The organism is Bradyrhizobium sp. ORS 278 (assembly GCF_000026145.1).
Lineage (GTDB): Bacteria > Pseudomonadota > Alphaproteobacteria > Rhizobiales > Xanthobacteraceae > Bradyrhizobium.
Map to the genome: position 1 here is coordinate 6,105,296 of NC_009445.1, position 20,130 is coordinate 6,125,425.

Below are 20,130 nucleotides of genomic sequence, written 5' to 3' on the forward strand. Positions count from 1 at the left end.
TGATAGCCTCAGTAAGCGTCGACATTGTCGATGTGGAAGTGATAGAGGCGCCGCGCCGAGCCGTAGAGCTTGAATTCGCCGGCGCTTGCATCGACGCCCGCGCGCTTGAGCACGGCGGCAAGGATCGCGCGATCCTCCTCCGTCATCGGCTTCTCGATGCAGTCGGCGCCGAGGCTCGCGACGCGGCCACGCACGAACAGCCGGGCCTCGTAGATGGAATCGCCGAGCGCATCGCCGGCATCGCCGAGAACGACGAGATTGCCGGCCTGCGCCATGAACGCGCTCATCGGTCCGATCGAGCCCTTCACGACGATGTCGATGCCCTTCATGGAGATGCCGCAGCGTGCCGAGGCGTTGCCCTCGATCACCAGCAACCCACCGCAGCCGGTCGCGCCCGCCGACTGGCTGGCATCGCCTTTGACGCGGACCTCGCCCGACATCATGTTCTCGGCGACGCCGACGCCGGCATTGCCGGAGATCACGACGGTCGCGTTCTTGTTCATGCCGGCGCAATAGTAGCCGACATGACCGTCGATCTCGACGGTGACGGGCGCATCGAGCCCGCAGGCGAGCGCATGCTTGCCGGAGGGATTGCTGACCACCCAGTGCGTCTCGTTGGTATCGGGCGAGAGCGCATGCAGTGCGGCGTTCAGCTCGCGCAACGGCGCAGTCGCCAAGTCAAAGCTCGGCATCAGCCACGCTCCCAGACGTAGACCGTGGCCGGCTCGGGCTCGAAGATGTGCGCTTTGTCGACGCCAGGCAGCATCGCCAATGCGCGATATTCCGAGCCGAACGCGACGTAATCGTCGGTCTCGGCCATGACAGCGGGCTTGCAGGAGATCGGATCGCGCAACACGGCAAAGCCGGTCTCGGTGCCGACCACGAAGGTGTAGAAGCCGTCGAGATCGGAAAGGCTCGCAGTCAGCGCCTCCTTCAGTGAGGCGCCCTCGCGGATACGCCAGCTCAGATAGCCCGCCGCAACTTCGGTATCGTTCTCGGTCGCGAAGCGCATGCCCTCCCGCTGCAGCATGCGCCGGACGCCATTATGGTTCGACAACGAGCCGTTGTGCACGAGACATTGATCGAGCCCGGTCGAGAACGGATGCGCCCCGCGCGTCGTCACCGCCGATTCCGTCGCCATGCGGGTGTGGCCGATGCCATGGCTCCCGGCCATGCGCGGCAGGCCGAAGCGCTGCGTCACCTGCTCGGGACGGCCAACCTCCTTGTAGAGCTCCATGCGCGCGCCGCCGCCGACGAAGCTGATGTCGTCGCGACGCTCCACGAAGGCGCGCGCCGTCTTCTCCTTCTCGGCGCGGATCGACACCACGGCATGGGTATCGTGCAGAACAAGCCCCGGCGCCTCGTCGATCGCCTTGCCGAGCTCGGCCACGGCCTGCTGCAGGACCTGCTCGCCGGCGCCGCTGATGGTGAGCTTGACGCGCCCTTCCGTCCGCGCGCCGTAGACTGCGAAGCCCGCGCTGTCGGGCCCGCGATCGCTCATCACGACCAGCATGTCGCTGAGCAGCGCGCCGAGCTCCGGCTCCAGCCGTGGAGCTTTCAAGAACAGCCCGACGATTCCACACATGCGCTGCTCCCTCCACCTCGTTGTGCGACGGGCCGAGCCTTCCCGTCAGGGTGCCGAACATAGCGCAGGCAACGTTCTCGTCAAGAAACTTTTATTCACTCGAAGAACGCCAGTCGTCGGACGCCCCGACAGCCGTCCACGGCATGGACTCATCACTCGCACTGGCAGCGAGGGCATGTGCGGCGTATAGAAGTCTGAGGGCGGCTGCGCTGCGGCGGCCGATCACGATCGCGAGGTTTCCTGTGGCGAAAGGCGCCGCAAAGCATCCCCGGAAGCACGGCAAGGCGGAGACGCCACGGCAGGAGCCTGAACTTCTTACCGGCTCGATGGCGCCGAAGGAGGCCACGCCGACGCTGGAGACGGAGATCGGGGCCGAGGTCCGCCGCCTGCGCAAGGATCTCGATCTCACCGTCGCGGAGCTCGGCGCCGCCGCCGGCATCTCCGCGGGCATGATGTCCAAGATCGAGAACGGCTCGATCTCGCCGTCGCTGGCGACATTGTCGGCGCTAGCCAAGGCACTGAACGTGCCGATCGCGCGGCTGTTTCGCGAGAACGGCGAGGAGCGCGACTGCTCATTCGTGAAAGCCGGCCATGGCGTGCGGATCGAGCGGCGCGGCACCAAGGCGGGCCATCTCTACGATCTGCTCGGCCATTCGCTGGGCGGCGACGTCGTCGTGGAGCCCTATCTGATCACGCTCAAGGGCGACGCCGTCCCCTACACCGATTTCCGCCATGCCGGCGTTGAGTTCATCTACATGCTCTCCGGCAAGGTGCGTTACCGCCACGCCGACCGCCTCTATCTGCTCGAGCCCGGCGACGCCCTGTTCTTCGACGCCGCCGCCCGCCACGGCCCCGAGGAGCTGATCAAGGCGCCGATGACCTATCTCTCAGTCATCATCTATCCCCGACGCAGTCGCTAGAAGGCGAACGCCTCGGTCGTGAAGACTGCACGCTGGCATGGACTTTACCCGAGAGAGCGTCGAGCGCCAGGCGGGTCGTCGCTCCCGTCAGGCCGGCCGCAGACAGGATCCAAAGGGTTGCCCATCCCAGCTGTTCATCTCAGTCTCGCGATGAGCCCGGAGCCTGATTGCATCAAGACACCGAACATCCAGCCGCCCGCGATGATCACCTCCCAGCGCGGACTGACCGGCGTCCCGAAGACGAAATCGTAGATCGAGACGAGCGCCGCGAACGCCGCAAGGAACCAGCCTATCTCGCCGAGGGACCTGGCAAGCTGGGGGACGAGCCTGGTCAGGCGCATCGCGCCGGCGGCGCGTGGCGGCGAAGGCACGTCGGTCGCGAGGTAGAAGGCCACTGTTCCGCTCAGGACCACCCCTGCGATGAACTCAGCATGATCAAAGATGGCCGGACTTGTCATGGTGAGCTGAGCCGCGACAAACGTCCCGCTCATCGCGCCTACCATCGCCCGCCCGAAGCCTCCCACGACGCTGCTGCACCGACGCAGCAGATCGAGCCAGCCATCGTCCATCAACCACGTCTCATCGGCGCGCTCCGTTCCCTCGTCGAAAGTGCTGTACATCCTGCGCAATTCTGCTCGGGGAAGATCCGGATCAACTACGCGCGAAACTCGTCCACGATCGTTTTCGGCACGATGGCTCGCTCGTTCTGCTCTCACGTCGACGTCCTCCCGTGGAATGTCCGATCCGGAGTAGAGATCCGGCGGATCCTGAAAATGCCGCTCTGCGCGGACTGCATTCTTCCCATTCCCTTGCGAGCCGCCGGCCGTTTCGGATTGAGGCGCGCGACTGTATTGCTTCCGTCGAGGCGGCCGGCAAGTGCGTCTGCGCGTCAGAACGGGTAGTAGCGAATTTGCGCCATGACGACATTGTCGTCCGTCTTCGGAGCCCCGCCCACGCCGGGGAACGCGAACCGCTGCGTGAATGAATATTGCAGGCCGGCTTTGAGCGCGCCAAAATTGCCTTGATAGACGGTCTCGTAGAAGCCGGCCGTCATCTGCCTGACCTCGCGCGTGTTGCCGTTACAGGTTGCCGCCGGCGAGTTCTCGATGTTGCAGCCCGTATTGTTGTAGAGCGGATTGCCGTAGCCGAACGGCACCGTCCCGACATTTGCAAACGCCGCCTTTGCTTTTTCGAGGCCGGCATAAGTATAGAGATCAAGGCTCGGTGTCGTGTGCCAGATTAGTCCCGCGGCCGCCGCCGTGATCGTCAGCGGCAGGAGCGTGCCATCCTGCGCCACCGTCGCATCCGGGAACGGGGTGGCGGTAAAGCGTCCCAGAACACCCTGTGAGCCGTAGAGCTGAAGCTCCAGTGTTTTCAGGATCAGCTCGGCATTGATATGCCCGCCGAAGCTGCCGGTGTCGTAGGCGTGGTTTGCGGAATTGAAGCGATCGAACAGCTGCCGATAGAGCCCCCAGGCCTCGACATGCAGTCGGTAGGGTCCGAGCCGGGGATCCCACGCAGCCTTGACGGTGACGTCGGGCACCTGGTTGAGGCTGACATTGTTGAGGCTGTTGAAGAAGCTGCCGCCTGGTCCGGTCAGATTGACCTGGAGATTGGGGTTCAACACGCCTTGCGGCCCGACCGCCGGCGTGCCCACGGCGGGCGTGTTGCCGCCGAAGAACGCCGTCTGCGGGTTTTCAACTGATGCGGCAACCTTGAACTCGGGACCCAGGTCCTTCCATATCCGAAGCCCGGGCTGGCGCACCGCCAGGAAGCCCGGAACGGATTCGAAGTCGATGACACCCGGCGCATCGACGCCCCGGGGATCAATGCCCGCCTTGCTGGGCGCATTGAGCGACCAGGACTGGCCGGCCAGGAAGTGGAAACCGAGATCCGAGCGATCCAACTCCAGGCTGAGTTGGCGCATGCGTGGATTGAACGAGTTTGTCGCGACCGAATTCGCGGTCTGAGCCGCGCCCTCGAAGTCGATCTCGCCGTAGCCGGCGAGATGCGTGTCAGGATCGACATTGCCGGCGGCAAGCACCGAGAATCGACTCTGCCGCGCCGAGAAGCGCGCTTCCGGCGTGTTGAAGTTTCGCGCCTGCGGATACGGAATGAAGTTGTAGACCGAGCCCGTATCGGAAGCGAGATTGCGCGAGCGATAGATGCCGGTCAGGTCAACCCACCCGCCGAATGTGAAAGTCACGCCCTTGTAGCAGAATTTGCCTGGCTCACAGGGCTCGGGCAACGGCACCTTGCCGGTCGGCGACATGTGAGACGCCTCGGCCGCCAGTGCCTGACGCTTGTGGATCTCCGCGTCCACGCGACTCTCGATCTGCTTCAGCCTGGCCCTCAAAGCCTGGATTTCCTGTGCCGCGTTGTCATCCGCCAAGGCGTGTCCGGACGCCAGGATCACGGGACAAGCTATCATTGCGCATGTGAATGGTCGCATTTCGAGCCTCCGCTTCATGAGAAGCAGGCTATGCATGCGATCCTCACGATCGCGATGCGCGCGTGCTTTACTCCTGGTGCACGATGTGACTCGGGACGCCCTTATTCCTCGCGAACCGCATGTCCTCCATCACGTTGTTATGAAGGTGCGCTCTGGAATAACACGCCGCCAAGCGCGATCCGCGAGATACTGGACTTTCCAAATTGCAGCTCCTTCATCGGTCAGGAGACGCATCGCGTCGGACTGGAGCGCCGCCGATCGAATTGCCTCTGTGGCGACGTTGCTGAAGGCAGGCTGTCAGTTCGTGTTCGCCACCGGCACTTGCCATCAGCTGCCCGTAGAGTTGATCGATGACACTGCCTCATCGGGCGTGACATCTTCGGCTCCGCGCGCTCTCAGATCTGCCCTCGTCGGCTGATGGTTGCGGCCCTGGTCAATGGGCCAAGGCTCCTTGTGAGCGAGCGAGGCTGCCGAGCCGCCTTGCGTGAGCGACAACAACGCAAGTGCCAACGCACATCCCAAGACGATCCTGCCCGACATGGCCTGTTCTCGATCGACCGGCTGGTTGCGCGGGGTCGCTTCGCCGTGAGCGAGCGCGACCACTCCGCGTGGAGCCGGCGAGGCTCGCCAGCCCCACGATTGGTTGCTATTGGATCATATCGCCCCACGGATTTGGCACGCATGGCGGCGACGTATAGGGATCGGACGCAAACGCGCCGACATTTGGCGCTCGAATACATCCTGTCGTTTCGTGGGCCTTTGCAGCGATGTGTCTCTTGCCAACGCCGTGGCAGGCAGCCATCGCCTGGTTGGTGAAGAGGACGGCATTGATGAGCGCAACGCATACGAGAGACGCTTTGGTCATCGGCTTCTCCTTGATCTGCAGCAGCCAAACGAGCTTGGAGCCTGCATCTCCGAGACCGTTCGGGATCTCCAAGCATTTCCTCGCAAACGTTCAAACAAGCGCGAGATGTCGCGATCACGTCCGTGAACGTCCTTGCAGCCTGGCTGAACGTGGTCGAGTGCTCGCCACCGGATGGCGGCTGTTTCGGCCGTGCGCGACAGCGACAGCTGTTAGAACCGCGACGTACGAGCGCAACGACAATCGCGAAAGCGAGCGGCGTGCCGGAGACGCTGCCGCAACACGCACGTGGCCTGGAGACGAAGCCCGATCGGATCGAGGGGCGAGCGGCCGCGCAACATCGATCTTCTCATCCGCTGCGTCATGTCGAAGAACGACGCTCGGCAACGCGTCGCCGGGCTCAAATAACAGCGAGCCTTTCGAGGCGGAACTAGCCGCGCGCGAGGAATCCTTGTTTCAGTTGCCCTTCACCCGGCAACCCTGGACCGCTATGTCGCAACCGTCGATGCTGGCAAGAACTTGGCGGACCACGCTGACGCCGAGGACCACCAGGCACGCAACGAACTCCGGTCGCTCGTGCACAGGGCCGCGATTGACCCGCAGGGAGCCCGCGAAGGATTTGACATTGAAGGGGAAGCTGTGTGCCTGACTCGGGAAGGAGTGTTCCCTGATGCCAGCTACGGTGACACTTGGTAGCGGGGGAGGGACTCGAACCCCCGACCCCAGGATTATGATTCCCGTGCTCTAACCAGCTGAGCTACCCCGCCACGGTGTCCGATCAAGGCCGAGCCGGTCGAACGAGCGCGGCGGGCGTTGTGAACGGGCCGCATATAAGGAGCCGGTCCCGCTGCTGTCAAGCAAAGCTCGCGGCCGGCGGCGGTTTTCGGACCGCAGGATTTCCTCAAGACTCGTCAGGGTTTGAGCCGGTGTTGAGGGCAGCGACGCCTGGCCAGATGCACGCGCCTGCGCGTACCCGCCTCAAGCCGCGGCGAATCTCGACGAAGACGTTGCGCTCACTTCGGCTGCACGTTCGGATTGCCGCCGGGGCTGCCGGGCGGCGGGATCACGGGCGTGTTGCCGCCTTCGGGAGTCGGGGCGTGCATCTCCGGATCGACGCCGCTCGGCGGGCACAGCACGCCATTGGTCTTGGCGAGCTTGTCGCCCAGCGGCTCGCCGGCGCGGCCGGTGGTGATGCCGTCCGGCGTTGGCGTCGCCCGCGCATTCGGCGCGCAGGCGGCGTTGGCGTTGGGAGCCGGCGCCGTCGTCTGCGGCGGCGTGGCGGGCGTCGGCGGCGCCTGCGCATGCGCCACGGCGGCGGCCGAGGCCAGCAGGAACGAGAGGAACAGTGATTGCCTGATGCTCATGGCGAAGCAACGCGAACCCGGCGCTCGCGTTCCCAGCCAGACGGCCACCGCGGCAAGCGCGCGCTGTCATCGTCCCTTGCGGTAGCGGATCAGCGAGAAATGGCCCATCGGCGGCATCGGCCGACGCTCCGCCAGCGTCACCCCGCCATGCCTCGCGGCCCAGTTCACCAACCGCGCCCACGGGAACTCCGGCCGCCAGCCGAGCCGGCGCGCGACCGGCGCGAAGGCAAGCTCGAAGATCCGCCGCGGCCCGCTCTCGGCACCGATATGGTTGACCAGGATCAGCTCGCCCCCCGGCTTCAGCACACGGATGAAATCATCGAGCGTCGCTTCCGGGTCCGGCACCGCGGTGATGACATATTGCGCGACCACCGCATCGAAGAAATCGTTGGGGAAGGCGAGATGCTTCGCGTCCATGACGGCGAGCGTCTCGACGTTGTAAAGCTTCAGCTCGCGCACGCGCGCCTGCGCCCGGCGCAGCATCGGCTCGGAGATGTCGACGCCGCAGATCTTCGTGGTGCGCGCATAGTCCGACAGCGACAGGCCGGTGCCGACGCCGACGTCGAGAATGCGGCCGCCGATGCGATCAGCTTCCGCGATGGTCGATTGGCGCCCCTGATCGAAGACCTTGCCGAACACCAGATCATAGATCGGCGCCCAGCGCTCGTAGGCCTTTTCGACCCCCGCGCGGTCGATGTCCCCCATGCCCCTGCCCTGAATGATGGACGCTGATCAGCCGCGGACCGGCTCGGCCACGCGCTGCGGCCGGACCAGGCCGGCGGTCGCGCTGCTCTCGGCGACCGCGCTCTGGATGAAGCCGCCGCCGAGCACGCGGGCGCGGCCCGAAGCTGCGTCGTAGAAGACGCAGGCCTGTCCCGGCGAGACGCCCTCCTCGCCGCCGACGAGCTCGACCTCGTAGCTCCCGTCGGCGCCACGCAGCCAGGCCGGCTGCGGCGCGCGGGTCGAGCGCACGCGCACGAACAGCTCGAGGCCGTCGCGCACGGCGGCATCAAGCGCGCCGTCGCCGATCCAGTTGACCTCGCGCAAAGTGATGCGGTGCGTGCGCAGCGCCTCGCGCGGGCCGACCACGACACGGCGCGTGGTGACGTCCAGCTTCACCACGTAGAGCGGCGCGCCGGCGGCGATGCCGAGGCCCTTGCGCTGGCCGATCGTGTAGTTGGCGATGCCCTGATGCGCGCCGAGCACGCGGCCGTTGAGATCGACGATCTCACCGGGCTCCATCGCATTCGGACGCAGCTTGCCGATGATGTCGGTATAGCGGCCGGTCGGCACGAAGCAGATGTCCTGGCTGTCGTGCTTGTCGGCGACCTCGAGCTCGAAGCGGCGCGCCAGCTCGCGCACCTCCGGCTTGGTCATGTCGCCGAGCGGGAAGCGCAGATAGTCGAGCTGCTCGCGGGTGGTCGCGAACAGGAAATAGCTCTGGTCGCGATCGGCATCGGCGGCGCAGGTGAGCGCGCGCGATCCGTCCGGCAGACGGCGCGAGGCGACGTAGTGGCCGGTCGCCAGCACCGAGGCGCCGAGCTCGCGCGCGGTCTTCAGGAGATCGCCGAACTTGATGGCGCGGTTGCACTCGATGCACGGCACCGGCGTCTCGCCCGAGGCGTAGCTCGCGGCAAAATTGTCGATCACCGACTCGCGGAAGCGGTCCTCGTAGTCCAGCACGTAATGCGGGATGCCGAGCCGCTCGGCGACGTTGCGCGCGTCGTGAATGTCCTGGCCGGCGCAGCAGGCGCCCTTGCGGTGCGTCGCCGCGCCATGATCGTAGAGCTGCAGGGTGATGCCGACGACGTCGTATCCTTGCGACTTCAACAGCGCAGCCGTGACCGACGAGTCCACGCCGCCGGACATGGCGACGACGACCCTAGTGTCCTCGGGACGGCCTTCGAGATCGAGACTGTTGAGCATGGTCAGGTCACTGCGATCGCGGCATCAGGCTGCGGGTCCCCGGCACGGGAACACCGCGCATGTGCCGTCTTTGCGGATGGCTTGCTCCCAGCAATGTCCGGACCCGGTCTCCCGGTCGGAAACAACGCGAGAAGCATTGGTCTTTCATATAGGCGCACTTCCCGCGAAGCAATCGCGCCGGCCGGTGGCCACAGCGGCAAATCTTGCCGGCCGGGCAGAAATGACGGGGAGGTCGTGCCGCGGGCCAATCTCGCACATACATACAAATAATTGATAAGATTGATACTTTTCACAAACCCCGCCTTGGCCCGCTCCTTGCTGAACTGGGTCGACGAGTTTTATCGCGAGAGGATCCAAGGTGTTCAGCGTCACGTCAGACATCCAGGCCAGCCCGGCTCTCAAGACCACGGCGCCGAAACAGCCGCGTCAGGACGCCTCGCAGCTGCCCGACAGCTTCTCGGCGCTGGTCGATGCCGCGACACCGCCGGACCCGTCGACATCGTCCCTCCCCTCGCCCCAGCCGGTGTCTCGCGCCAGCAGCGCCGCACCGAGCCGCGACTCCGGCCGCAGCAGCGATACGGATCGCACCAGCCAGGCCAAGGCCTCGGACAAGACGCAGGGCCAGGCCGACAACGGCCCCTCCCGCACCGACAAGGCCGGACCGGACACCACATCGGACACGACCGCCGGCAAGCCGGCCAAGAGCGCGACAGACTCGACCGATAGCACCGACGGCAAGACCACGGAAAAGACCACGGACAAGACGGACGGCGACAAGGCCAGTGCCGACGCGATTGCGGCCGCACAAGCCGCGACCGCCGATCAGGCCACCGGACCGACACCGGTGGCCGTCGCGCTTCCCTCCGGGATCACGCTCGCCACCGCGGCCGTCGGCCCCGGTGCGACTGACGGCGATGGCACCTCCGCCGGACCGACCCCGACCGGACCAGCCGGCACCGCCGCGCCGGTGCTCGACGGATCGGTCGATGCCAATGCCGGCTTGATGGCCGCGGCAGCGAAGACGGCCGGAGCCAAGACGGCGGGCGACGCCGCCTCAACCACTGGTGCGGACGCCGCGACGACGGCCAGGACCGAAACTGCGGCCCCGTCCGACCAGACCTTTACAGCGGCGCTCGACGCGGCCACCCCCGGCGGCAGCAAGCCAGCGGTCAAGGCCGCTGCCCAGGCCAAGACCGGGCTTGCGGCCGGCGAGACCGGCAAGAGCGCCGATCTGGGCAATGCCCCGGCGCAGGGCGCCCATCCACAAAACCAAGCGGCCGGCCCGACGCAGCAGCCAGCGGTGGCCACGAAGCCGGATGGCAGCGAGCTCGAACCGGCCAAGGGGAACACCACGCCCGCCCCATCCGCGCATGAGCGCGGCGCCGCGCCAGGCAACGTCCAGACCAACGGCCAGATTGATCCGTCGGCGCAGGCTGCAACCGCGCTGCAGCCGCAGCTGTCGACGCCGGCCGCCCAGACCAACCCGATCACCGCCGCGAATCTCACGGCGACGGCCGCGACCACCGCCAGCGTGCCGCTGCACGGGCTCGCGGTCGAGATCGCGGCCTCCGCGCTGAACGGCAAGAGCCGCTTCGAGATCCGGCTCGATCCGGCCGAGCTCGGCCGTATCGATGTCCGCATCGACGTCGACCGCAACGGCCAGGTGACCTCGCATCTGCGGGTCGAGAAGCCCGAGACCCTGGCCATGCTGCAGCAGACCGCGCCGCAGTTGCAGCAGGCGCTGCAGGACGCCGGCCTCAAGAGCAACAACAGCGGGCTGCAATTCTCGCTCCGCGACCAGAACTCGTCCGGCCAGAACGGCGGCGACTACCAGCAGAACGGCAACTCGCAACGCCTGATCGTGACCGAGGACGAAAACGTCCCGGTCCAGCTCGCCGGACGGTCCTATGGACGGATGTTCGGCGCGCAGGGCGGTGTCGATATCAGGGTTTAACAGGAGGCTTCCATGGCCATCGGCGACGCAATCACGGCAAGCCCCGCCGTCTCGGGCACGACCAAGACGACCACCACGTCATCGGGCAGCGGCCTGAGCGGGAGCGCGACCTCGACCATCGCGGGCAACTTCCAGACCTTCCTGACGCTGCTGACGACGCAGCTGCAGAACCAGAACCCGCTCGATCCGCTGGACACCAACCAGTTCACCCAGCAGCTCGTGCAGTTCGCCGGCGTCGAGCAGCAGCTCAAGACCAACGACCAGCTGGCGTCCCTGCTCACGATGCAGCAGACGACGCAGGCCACCCAGGCGCTCGCCTTCGTCGGCAAGACCGCCGTGGTCAACGGCTCGCAGACAGCCCTGGCGAGCGGCAAGGCCGATTGGAACGTCAGCATCCCAAAGGACTGCACGATGACGGCGACGATCACCAACAGCGTCGGCCAGACCGTCTTCAGCGGCACCTACAACGGCACCGCCGGCGACAACCAGCCCTACACATGGAACGGCCAGGGCAGCGACGGCACGCAATGGCCCGACGGCCAGTACAAGCTGACGATCACCGCCAAGGACAGCTCCGGCAATCCCGTGGCGGTCTCGACTCAGGTCCAGGGCACGGTGTCTTCGGTCGATCTCACCCAGCAGCCGCCGCTGCTGTCGATCGGCGGCCAGACCTACACCGTCAACCAGATCCAGCGCATCGTTAGCTAGGCCTTAACGCCCTGCCCCGATCTTAAGACGACGGATACGCTTGCGGTTGAACCTGAGCTTCAAGCTCAACCGATATGGCGTCATGCCGGCGTAAACGCCGGAAACTCTTAACCAATCATTTACCACGTTTTCGCTCTCGGGGCTTTCCGCCGCCGGGAGCGGCGGCGTTGGCGCGGAGCTCCTGATTCCCGCCCTTTGCTTAGGCAAATTTTAAGCGAGGCGGCGTAGGGTCTTACCGTGAGTTCAGTGGTTAAGAGTTTGTGAGTACGCCATGACAGAACCCCATCGCCCGAGGGTGAAATACGTCATCGGGCCTGACGGCAGTCCGCTCACCATCGCGGATTTGCCTGCGCCAGGCACCAAGAGGTGGGTCATTCGCCGCAAGGCCGAAGTCGTCGCTGCGGTCCGCGGCGGATTGTTGTCCCTCGAAGAGGCGTGTAGCCGCTACACCCTGACCGTCGACGAATTCCTGTCGTGGCAGTTCTCGATCGACCAGCATGGTCTCGCCGGGCTGCGCACCACCCGAATTCAGCAATATCGCCAATAAGGCGTTAACGGCGCGATCCGGATTTCCGTGAAATCGGCTTGGCTCCGCTAAGCCGATTTTTGGCATGCCTACACTTTGTTAGGACCCTTTAACGATCGTTAACCATATCGAAACCTTCCCATAGGCAAATATTGCCCAGTGGTTCGATTCAACCTCCGCGACCTGTCTCTCACGAGGAAGCCGAGGCCGAGATCGGATCGCCACCTGGAATGCGGGTGTCGGTGAAGGTTAAGGATTGAATTTCGCGATCTCTGCAACCGGCCGTAAAGGCCCGCGAAGCTCAAATCACCTTTCAGCAGCCACCCGTCGCCGAACTATGGGGCAGTTGCTTGCAAGGTCTCTTGGACTTCCTGAAGGGTTTGGGCGCCGCGCGGCTCGCAGCCATGGTTGCGGTCACGGCTGCTTTGGTCGGCTTCTTCGGCTTCGTCATCATGCGCGTGACCGCGCCGCAGATGACGACCCTGTTCACCGACCTCAGCATGGACGACTCCTCCAGCATCATCAAGGATCTGGAGCGGCAGGGCATCGCCTTCGAGATCCGCAATGAAGGCAGCGTCATCATGGTGCCCAAGGACAAGGTGACCCGGCTGCGCATGAAGCTCGCCGAGGGCGGCCTGCCCAAGGGCGGCGGCGTCGGCTACGAGATCTTCGACAAGTCGGACGCGCTGGGCACCACGAGCTTCGTTCAGAACATCAACCATCTCCGGGCGCTGGAGGGCGAGCTCGCCCGCACCATCCGCGCCATCGACCGGGTCCAGGCGGCCCGCGTCCATCTCGTTCTCCCCGAGCGGCCGCTGTTCTCGCGCGAGACCCCGGAGCCGTCGGCCTCGATCGTCGTGCGCGTGCGCGGCTCTCTCGAAGCCAACCAGATCCGCGCCATCCGCCACCTCGTCGCATCAGCCGTGAACGGATTGAAGCCGCAGCGGGTGTCGATCGTCGACGAAGCCGGCCAGCTGCTCGCCGACGGCACGCAGACCGACATCGACCAGCAGGTCGGCGACGAACGCCGCAATGCGTTCGAGAAGCGGATGCGCAAGCAGGTCGAGGACATCGTGTCCTCGGTGGTCGGATCGGGCCGCGCCCGGGTCCAGCTCTCGGCCGACTTCGACTTCAACCGCATCACCCAGACCTCCGACCGCTACGATCCGGAGGGCCGCGTGCTCCGGTCGAGTCAGACCCGCGAAGAGCAGTCGGCGACGTCGGAGAGCAATGGTCAGGTCACGGTCAACAATGAACTGCCTGGCAATCAGCAGAACCAGCAGGGCCAGCAGCCGAAGGATCAGAGCAAAAAGACCGAAGAGACCAACAATTACGAGATTTCCCGAACCACCAAGACGGAAGTCACCGAGGCGGGACGGGTCAATCGCATCTCGGTCGCGGTGCTGGTCGACGGCGCCTACTCGAAGAACGAGAAGGGCGACCTGGTCTACAAGGAGCGCAGCAAGGAGGAGCTCGATCGCATCGCAGCCCTGGTTCGCTCCGCCATCGGCTTCGACCAGAAGCGCGGCGACCAGGTCGAGGTGGTCAACCTGAAATTCGCCGACGGTCCGGTCGTTCCGCAGATCAGCGAGCCCACCGGCTTCCTCGGCATGCTGCACTTCACCAAGGACGACGTGATGTACGTCATCGAGCTCGCCGTGATGATGCTGCTCGGCATCGTCGTGGTGTTCATGGTGGTGCGGCCGCTGGTGAAGAAGATCATCTCGACCGAGGAGATCGCTGCCGCCAACGCCGTTCCGGCGATCACCGACGAAACCGCGCAAGCGCAGGCCCACGCCCAGCAGACCGCCCAGTTGATCGACGTCGCCCAGGTCCAGGGCCAGGTCCACGCCCAGTCCGTCCACCGCGTGGGCGAGCTGGCCGACCGCAATCCGGGCGAGGCCGCCGCCATCATCCGCCAGTGGCTCGCCGAGCCGCAGCAGAGCTGATCCTTCGACGTGAACCATCTGAAGTGAAAAGAACGTAGATCGCCATGTCGCTTCCGCAAACGCAGAACGCCAACGCCAACGACATCTCCACCGTCATCGCGACGCTCGCGAGCCGCCAGGCGCAGCGCGAGAAGACCGAGCCCTTGAGCGGCCCGAAGCGCGCGGCCGTCATGATGCTTGCGCTGGGCGAGCAGTATGGCGGCAAGATCTGGCAGCAGCTCGACGACGACGAGGTGCGTGAACTGTCGCTGGCGATGTCGACGCTCGGCACCGTCGAGGCCGACGTCGTCGAGGACCTGATGCTCGAATTCGTCTCGCGGATGTCCGCCTCCGGCGCGCTGATGGGCAATTTCGACGCCACCGAGCGGCTGCTGCAGCAATATTTGCCGCCGGAGCGCGTCAACGGCATCATGGACGAGATCCGCGGCCCCGCCGGCCGCAACATGTGGGAGAAGCTCTCCAACGTCCAGGAAGAGGTGCTCGCCAACTACCTCAAGAACGAATACCCGCAGACCATCGCGGTGGTGCTGTCCAAGCTGAAGCCGGAGCATGCCGCGCGCGTGCTGGCGATCCTGCCCGAGGACATGGCGCTCGACGTGATCGGCCGCATGCTGCGCATGGAGGCGGTGCAGAAGGAGGTCATCGAGCGCGTCGAGCAGACCCTGCGCACCGAGTTCATGTCGAACCTGTCGCAGACCCGCCGCCGCGACGCCCACGAGGTCATGGCCGAGATCTTCAACAATTTCGACCGTCAGACCGAGACCCGCTTCATCACCTCGCTGGAGGAAGAGAATCGCGAGTCGGCCGAGCGCATCAAGGCGCTGATGTTCACCTTCGACGACCTGATCAAGCTCGACTCCGCCTCCGCCCAGACGCTGCTGCGCAATGTCGACAAGGACAAGCTCGGCGTGGCGCTGAAGAGCGCCAACGAGGAGGTCCGCAACTTCTTCTTCGGCAACATGTCGTCGCGCGCCGCCAAGATGCTGCAGGACGACATGGCCGCGATGGGTCCGGTGCGCCTGCGCGACGTCGACGAGGCGCAGGCCCTGCTCGTCAACCTCGCCAAGGACCTCGCCGCCAAGGGCGAGATCATGCTCAGCAAGAACCGCGCCGACGACGAACTGGTGTATTGATGGCCCAGCCCGCGAAGTTCCTGTTCGATACCGACTTTGCCGCGCCGGAGAAGACGCGCGAGCGCGGCGCCTCGGCCGCCGAGATCGCACATAAGGTCGCGGCCGCCGAAGCCGCCGCCTACCGCAACGGCTACGAGGCCGCGCAACGCGAGGCCAAGGTCGAGGCCGATCGGCGCGTGGCCGCGGCGCTGGAGCAGATCAACATTCAGCTGCAGGGCATCTCCGCCCGCTTCGCTGGGATCGAGCAGCGGATGGAGACGGAAGCCGTGGACGTCGCGGTCGCCGTCGCCCGCAAGCTGTGCGCGGCACTGATCGAAGCCGAGCCGCTCGGCGAGATCACCGGCCTGGTGCACGACTGCTTCGCGCATCTGGTGGCCACGCCGCACCTCGTGCTGCGCATCAACGACGCCTTGTACGAGCTGGCGCGCGAGAAGATCGAGAAGCTCGCCAAGCAGAGCGGCTTCGAGGGGCGCCTGGTGATCCTGGCCGAGCCGGAGATCGCGACCGGTGATTGCCGAATCGAGTGGGCGGATGGCGGCGTGGTGCTGGAACGCGCTGCCATCGACGCCAAGATCAACGAACTGGTCGGACGCTACATGGCGTCCAAGAAGAACTAGGCGGCTCTGATGGCCGAGGGAGTTTAAGTCATGAGCGACAATGAGATCCCGCTTCCCGACCTCAATTCCGCGGACGCCCCGCCGATTACCGGCGATACCGGCTATACCGAGGAGGAGCACGCGGCGCGGATTGCCGCAGATCTCGAAGCGGTGTTCGACGTGCCGGTGCAGGTCTCGGCCGTGCTCGGCCGCTCGAAGATGGATGTCGGCGAGCTTCTGAAGCTCGGGCCCGGCACCGTGCTCGAGCTCGACCGCAAGGTCGGCGAGGCCATCGACATCTACGTCAACAACCGTCTCGTCGCCCGCGGCGAGGTGGTGCTGGTCGAGGACAAGCTCGGCGTGACGATGACGGAAATCATCAAGTCCGACCGCAACTGACAGACATGACCGGCGCGCTGATCGAGAGCGGCGCGATCGTATAGGAGACCACCATGCGGCTTCTCATCGTCGGAACGCTGAAGGGCCAGCTCACCGCGGCCACCAAGATCGCCATGGAAAATGGCGCGACCGTCACCCATGCCGAGGACAACGAGCAGGCGATGCGCGTGCTGCGCGGCGGCAAGGGCGCCGACCTCCTGCTCGTCGACGTCGCGCTCGACATCCGCGACCTGGTGATGCGGCTCGATGCCGAGCACATCCATGTGCCGATCGTGGCCTGCGGCATCACCAGCGATGCCCGCGCCGCGGTCGCCGCGATCCATGCCGGCGCCAAGGAATACATCCCGCTGCCGCCCGACCCCGAGCTGATCGCCGCGGTTCTCGCCGCCGTCGCCAACGACAGCCGCGACCTCGTCTATCGCGACGACGCGATGGCCAAGGTGATCAAGCTCGCCCAGCAGATCGCGGGCTCCGACGCCTCGGTGATGATCACCGGCGAGTCCGGCACGGGCAAGGAGGTGCTGGCGCGCTACGTCCACACCCGCTCGGCCCGCGCCAAGCGCCCGTTCATCTCGATCAACTGCGCCGCGATCCCCGAGCATCTGCTGGAGTCCGAGCTGTTCGGCCACGAGAAGGGCGCCTTCACCGGCGCCGTCGCGCGCCGCATCGGCAAGTTCGAGGAGGCCAATGGCGGCACGCTGCTGCTCGACGAAATCTCCGAGATGGACGTGCGGCTGCAGTCCAAGCTGCTGCGCGCGATCCAGGAGCGCGTGATCGATCGCGTCGGCGGCACCCGCCCCGTCGCGGTCGACATCCGCATCATCGCGACCTCGAACCGCAACCTTGCCGATGCCGTGCGCGAAGGCACGTTCCGCGAGGACCTGCTGTTCCGCCTCAACGTCGTCAACCTGAAGATCCCTCCCCTGCGCGAGCGTCCCGCTGACATCCTCGAGCTGGCGCAGCATTTCGCGCGCAAATATTCCGAGGCTAACGCCGTGCCGCTGCGACCGATCTCGGCGGAGGCCAAGCGTATTCTTACGACCAACCGCTGGCCGGGCAATGTGCGCGAGCTCGAGAACACCATGCATCGCGCGGTGCTGATGGCGCAGGGCGACGAGATCGGGCCCGACGCGATCCTCACTCCCGACGGCGCCCGCCTCGACATCGGCAAGACCCAGCCGGCCGTGGCTCATGCTACGATGGCGGCGGAGCAGGTCACGCGCGCCCTCGTCGGCCGCACCGTCGCCGACGTCGAGCGCGACCTGATCCTGGAAACCTTGAAGCACTGCCTGGGCAACCGGACACATGCGGCCAACATTCTGGGCATCTCGATCCGCACGTTGCGCAACAAGCTCAACGAATACGCCGACGGCGGCGTGCCGATCCCGCCACCTGGCGCCGGCGAGCGGATGCCGAGTTCTGTCTGAACAGCGAGAATTGGTTGCTCCGACTCAACTCGGCGCGCGCCGGTGTCGGCGCGCCGTTGCCATTTGCCAGACGGCGAAACGCGTGAGTTGAACCGACGAGAAAGGCTTTTCGCCGATGGCGCCCTCCAATGAGCTGCCGCGTGTCGCGGCCCAGTTGCGAGGGTTCCTGTCGGCGAGAGCTCGGGGCCGGCGATCCGACCCCGGTTGGCCGCCTCAGTACTTGGCCACCACGGTTTGGGGAGCAAAGCGGTAGTTGAGGCCGATCTTGACCTGGCTGATGCTATCGGCCTTGGCCGAGAGGGTCGTCGTGCCATCGGATGAAAGGGCGCGATAACGTCCGAACGACAGATAGTCGTACTCGGCCTTTGCCGACCAGTTCCGGCCAAGATCGAATTCGGTTCCGTAGCCGATCGTCCAGCCGACCCGGGTGTTGGAGATTCCGAACCCTGTGCCGCTCGCGAAAACGACGCCGGCCGCGTTGTTGCAGACGCTCCCGATGGCGACGCCGTTCGGATTGTAGCAGGTGGCGGTCGTGCGACCATCCTCGAACGCAGCACCACCCTTCACGTACCACAGCGTGCGTCCCAAACCATAACCAAGCCGGGCGGTCGCGCTGGCGACCCAGTTGGTCTTGTCCTCAGCCACGAAATAGGCCGAGGTCAGACCGGCGCCGAACGCCTGGTTGCCGACGGTCCGCGCACCGTGAATATTGGCAGCGCCGATATCACCTTCGACACCGAACACCCAGCTGCCGGCAAATTGATAATTATATCCAACTTGGCCGCCACCGAAGACGCCGCTCGTCCAGGGCCGAGTGCTGTTGGTGGCGGGGTCGCCGAACCGCACGTCGGTGCGCCCCGCCGAGCCGCCGAAGAAGCCGCCGACATAGAAACCGGTCCAATTGGTCGATGTCATGGCGACCGGCAGAGCCTTGACGGCGGCCTTGGTCGGCATGATTGCGGCAGCAATCGTTTCCGGTGAGAATTGATAGCGAACGCCGGCATTGCCGGACCAGCCGTCGATTCTCGATCCATTGCGGTAGTCGACGCGAACGAAACCAAGCCATCCCGTGTTGACGATCTGGCCGGCCACACCGACAGAGTACTGGCCATAGGTGCCTACACGCGTGGTCGTCGTCGCCTGATTGTAGGTGAATGGGGCTCCACCCGGAGCCGGGAAGATGCCGTTCAAGGACGTGTAGTTCGACGTCACGTTACCGGCGAACTCGTGGAAGACGCTGACCGACGCGAACGGCTGCCAGACCACACTGGAGGTCGCGATCGTCCTTCCGCCGCGCAGACTCAGACGCCCCATCTCGCTCTCGACATCGTTCGTCCGGACGATGCCTGCGATCTGAGTAAAGTTCGGCCCGCCAACGCCAGGTGCCGTGAAGCTGTCTACGGAGGTTTTCGAATAGATGAAGCCCGCGGACGGTTCGATGAACCAGTCATTACCGAGATCGACATTATAGCCGGTCGACGCCGAGATCGAGTAACCGTGGGCGGCAATCGGTTGATTCGCGAACGCGAAGCCGGCGTTGTTCACGTTGATATTGTAGTATTCCTGCCGGATCATGAGGTCAGCGAAGAAGCGACCCTTGGTGGCAACCACATAGGCGCCAAAGAACGGCACCTCGAAATTGTTGCTGAAACCGGCATTGTCGGTGGTCTTCGCACCGAGATAGCCGGCTGTCGTGCCGAGATGGACGTTCCAGCCGCTCCAGTTCAGCCGCGCGATGTCGGTCCCCAGCTGCACGCCCGCAAAATTTTCCTTCTGCACGTTGGAGCAGTTGGTGGAGGTGGTGTTGAAGACCGCGCCGCCCTGCGTCGAGGTACCCGCCGATTGTGACGACGAACTGATGTTCACTTGACCGCCGACGCCCCGGGCCCAGACACCGCCGCCGGGCTGATCGGGAGCCGGGTTCGCCGGAGCCGACACAAAGGCGCTGCCTTGCTGAGTCAGGAAGGCGGTGTTGACGTTGCCGATCGCCGCCGAGATCGATGCGCTGGCGGAGCTCGTCGGCACGGCGAGCGTGCCGATGTTGTTGATCGTTGCACCGGTCTGCGTCGTTGCGCCGCAGTTTTGCGCGGAAGCGGTGGATACTCCCGTGATCATGGCCGCGGTGAACGCGAAGCCAAAAACACCACCCCATTTCCCGAAAGCGCGCATTGCAATCTGCCCCAAAGAACGGAATCGAAAAAAGTTACGCAAAGATTATCGGGCCCGCATCGAGCAAGGAATATTGTCCGCTCAACTTTGTGGCGGTATGAGTTGTTAATTCCACCGGATGTCTCTGTTCAGCAACATTTCGAACGCAATCGCGGCGTTC

The 20,130-nt window shown here is 65.1% G+C and carries 18 protein-coding genes and 1 tRNA gene; 9 read left to right on the forward strand and 10 right to left on the reverse strand.

The annotated features are described in order from the left end of the window. Positions 1-8: 8 nt before the first annotated feature. Positions 9-692: a protein glxC gene (locus BRADO_RS27390; protein WP_012029450.1), complete on the reverse strand. Its 684-nt coding sequence runs from the start codon at positions 690-692 to the stop codon at positions 9-11. Beyond that, positions 692-1,585 carry a glutamine amidotransferase family protein gene (locus BRADO_RS27395; protein WP_012029451.1) on the reverse strand — a complete coding sequence of 298 codons (894 nt, stop codon included), beginning with the start codon at positions 1,583-1,585 and terminating at the stop codon, positions 692-694. Before BRADO_RS27395 ends, BRADO_RS27390 begins: the two co-directional genes overlap by 1 nt. A gap of 242 nt (positions 1,586-1,827) precedes the next feature. On the opposite strand from BRADO_RS27395, the gene BRADO_RS27400 reads away from it, so the two are divergent. After that, entirely contained in the window at positions 1,828-2,505 is a 678-nt protein-coding gene (locus BRADO_RS27400) for an XRE family transcriptional regulator (RefSeq protein ID WP_012029452.1), read from the forward strand. Positions 2,506-2,639: 134 nt separating this feature from the next. Here BRADO_RS27400 and BRADO_RS27405 read toward each other — a convergent pair whose 3' ends face one another. From BRADO_RS27405 to mnmA, 7 genes are all read right to left on the reverse strand, one after another. Continuing rightward, positions 2,640-3,125 (reverse strand): hypothetical protein, encoded by a 486-nt coding sequence (locus BRADO_RS27405; protein ID WP_012029453.1) that lies wholly within the window; start codon positions 3,123-3,125, stop codon positions 2,640-2,642. Positions 3,126-3,394: 269 nt separating this feature from the next. Continuing rightward, entirely contained in the window at positions 3,395-4,897 is a 1,503-nt protein-coding gene (locus tag BRADO_RS27410; protein ID WP_244422899.1) for a hypothetical protein, read from the reverse strand. 706 nt (positions 4,898-5,603) lie between these two features. Next, entirely contained in the window at positions 5,604-5,894 is a 291-nt protein-coding gene (locus BRADO_RS27415; RefSeq protein WP_012029455.1) for a hypothetical protein, read from the reverse strand. 615 nt (positions 5,895-6,509) lie between these two features. Further along, positions 6,510-6,586, reverse strand: a tRNA-Met gene (locus BRADO_RS27420). A gap of 246 nt (positions 6,587-6,832) precedes the next feature. Next, positions 6,833-7,183: a hypothetical protein gene (locus tag BRADO_RS27425; RefSeq protein ID WP_012029456.1), complete on the reverse strand. Its 351-nt coding sequence runs from the start codon at positions 7,181-7,183 to the stop codon at positions 6,833-6,835. A 66-nt stretch (positions 7,184-7,249) separates the two neighbouring features. Continuing rightward, positions 7,250-7,888, reverse strand: coding sequence for a class I SAM-dependent methyltransferase (locus tag BRADO_RS27430; protein ID WP_012029457.1), 639 nt, complete (start codon positions 7,886-7,888; stop codon positions 7,250-7,252). Between the two features lie 27 nt (positions 7,889-7,915). Next, complete coding sequence (gene mnmA / locus BRADO_RS27435) at positions 7,916-9,109, reverse strand: tRNA 2-thiouridine(34) synthase MnmA (RefSeq protein WP_012029458.1); 1,194 nt, start codon at positions 9,107-9,109, stop codon at positions 7,916-7,918. 358 nt (positions 9,110-9,467) lie between these two features. Between mnmA and BRADO_RS27440 the strand changes: the two genes are divergently transcribed. The 8 genes from BRADO_RS27440 to BRADO_RS27475 all read left to right on the forward strand — a co-directional run bounded on the left by BRADO_RS27440 (position 9,468) and on the right by BRADO_RS27475 (position 17,801). Then, the gene (locus tag BRADO_RS27440) at positions 9,468-11,063 is read left to right on the forward strand and encodes a flagellar hook-length control protein FliK (protein WP_012029459.1); all 1,596 of its coding nucleotides are present in this window, start codon (positions 9,468-9,470) and stop codon (positions 11,061-11,063) included. Between the two features lie 12 nt (positions 11,064-11,075). Further along, positions 11,076-11,771 (forward strand): flagellar hook assembly protein FlgD, encoded by a 696-nt coding sequence (locus BRADO_RS27445; RefSeq protein ID WP_012029460.1) that lies wholly within the window; start codon positions 11,076-11,078, stop codon positions 11,769-11,771. Between the two features lie 271 nt (positions 11,772-12,042). Continuing rightward, complete coding sequence (locus BRADO_RS27450; RefSeq protein WP_002714638.1) at positions 12,043-12,318, forward strand: DUF1153 domain-containing protein; 276 nt, start codon at positions 12,043-12,045, stop codon at positions 12,316-12,318. Between the two features lie 329 nt (positions 12,319-12,647). Further along, complete coding sequence (gene fliF, locus BRADO_RS27455; RefSeq protein ID WP_012029461.1) at positions 12,648-14,246, forward strand: flagellar basal-body MS-ring/collar protein FliF; 1,599 nt, start codon at positions 12,648-12,650, stop codon at positions 14,244-14,246. A 44-nt stretch (positions 14,247-14,290) separates the two neighbouring features. Beyond that, the gene (fliG, locus tag BRADO_RS27460) at positions 14,291-15,379 is read left to right on the forward strand and encodes a flagellar motor switch protein FliG (RefSeq protein ID WP_012029462.1); all 1,089 of its coding nucleotides are present in this window, start codon (positions 14,291-14,293) and stop codon (positions 15,377-15,379) included. Next, positions 15,379-15,996 (forward strand): FliH/SctL family protein, encoded by a 618-nt coding sequence (locus BRADO_RS27465; protein ID WP_012029463.1) that lies wholly within the window; start codon positions 15,379-15,381, stop codon positions 15,994-15,996. Before fliG ends, BRADO_RS27465 begins: the two co-directional genes overlap by 1 nt. Before the next feature lie 30 nt (positions 15,997-16,026). Beyond that, positions 16,027-16,374 carry a flagellar motor switch protein FliN gene (gene fliN / locus BRADO_RS27470; protein WP_012029464.1) on the forward strand — a complete coding sequence of 116 codons (348 nt, stop codon included), beginning with the start codon at positions 16,027-16,029 and terminating at the stop codon, positions 16,372-16,374. A gap of 53 nt (positions 16,375-16,427) precedes the next feature. Beyond that, positions 16,428-17,801: a sigma-54-dependent Fis family transcriptional regulator gene (locus BRADO_RS27475; protein WP_012029465.1), complete on the forward strand. Its 1,374-nt coding sequence runs from the start codon at positions 16,428-16,430 to the stop codon at positions 17,799-17,801. Between the two features lie 213 nt (positions 17,802-18,014). On the opposite strand, the gene BRADO_RS27480 is transcribed toward BRADO_RS27475, so the two are convergent. Beyond that, positions 18,015-19,970, reverse strand: coding sequence for an autotransporter domain-containing protein (locus BRADO_RS27480; RefSeq protein ID WP_041757011.1), 1,956 nt, complete (start codon positions 19,968-19,970; stop codon positions 18,015-18,017). Positions 19,971-20,130: the final 160 nt, after the last annotated feature.

Coding starts and splice junctions, on each gene's coding strand:
- BRADO_RS27445 (WP_012029460.1), top strand. CDS start 11,076: ATGGCCATCGGCGACGCAATCACGGCAAGCCCCGCCGTCTCGGGCACG.
- BRADO_RS27465 (WP_012029463.1), top strand. CDS start 15,379: ATGGCCCAGCCCGCGAAGTTCCTGTTCGATACCGACTTTGCCGCGCCG.
- BRADO_RS27480 (WP_041757011.1), bottom strand. CDS start 19,970: ATGCGCGCTTTCGGGAAATGGGGTGGTGTTTTTGGCTTCGCGTTCACC.
- fliG (WP_012029462.1), top strand. CDS start 14,291: ATGTCGCTTCCGCAAACGCAGAACGCCAACGCCAACGACATCTCCACC.
- BRADO_RS27475 (WP_012029465.1), top strand. CDS start 16,428: ATGCGGCTTCTCATCGTCGGAACGCTGAAGGGCCAGCTCACCGCGGCC.
- fliN (WP_012029464.1), top strand. CDS start 16,027: ATGAGCGACAATGAGATCCCGCTTCCCGACCTCAATTCCGCGGACGCC.
- BRADO_RS27405 (WP_012029453.1), bottom strand. CDS start 3,125: ATGTACAGCACTTTCGACGAGGGAACGGAGCGCGCCGATGAGACGTGG.
- BRADO_RS27425 (WP_012029456.1), bottom strand. CDS start 7,183: ATGAGCATCAGGCAATCACTGTTCCTCTCGTTCCTGCTGGCCTCGGCC.
- BRADO_RS27395 (WP_012029451.1), bottom strand. CDS start 1,585: ATGTGTGGAATCGTCGGGCTGTTCTTGAAAGCTCCACGGCTGGAGCCG.
- mnmA (WP_012029458.1), bottom strand. CDS start 9,109: ATGCTCAACAGTCTCGATCTCGAAGGCCGTCCCGAGGACACTAGGGTC.
- BRADO_RS27390 (WP_012029450.1), bottom strand. CDS start 692: ATGCCGAGCTTTGACTTGGCGACTGCGCCGTTGCGCGAGCTGAACGCC.
- BRADO_RS27430 (WP_012029457.1), bottom strand. CDS start 7,888: ATGGGGGACATCGACCGCGCGGGGGTCGAAAAGGCCTACGAGCGCTGG.
- BRADO_RS27450 (WP_002714638.1), top strand. CDS start 12,043: ATGACAGAACCCCATCGCCCGAGGGTGAAATACGTCATCGGGCCTGAC.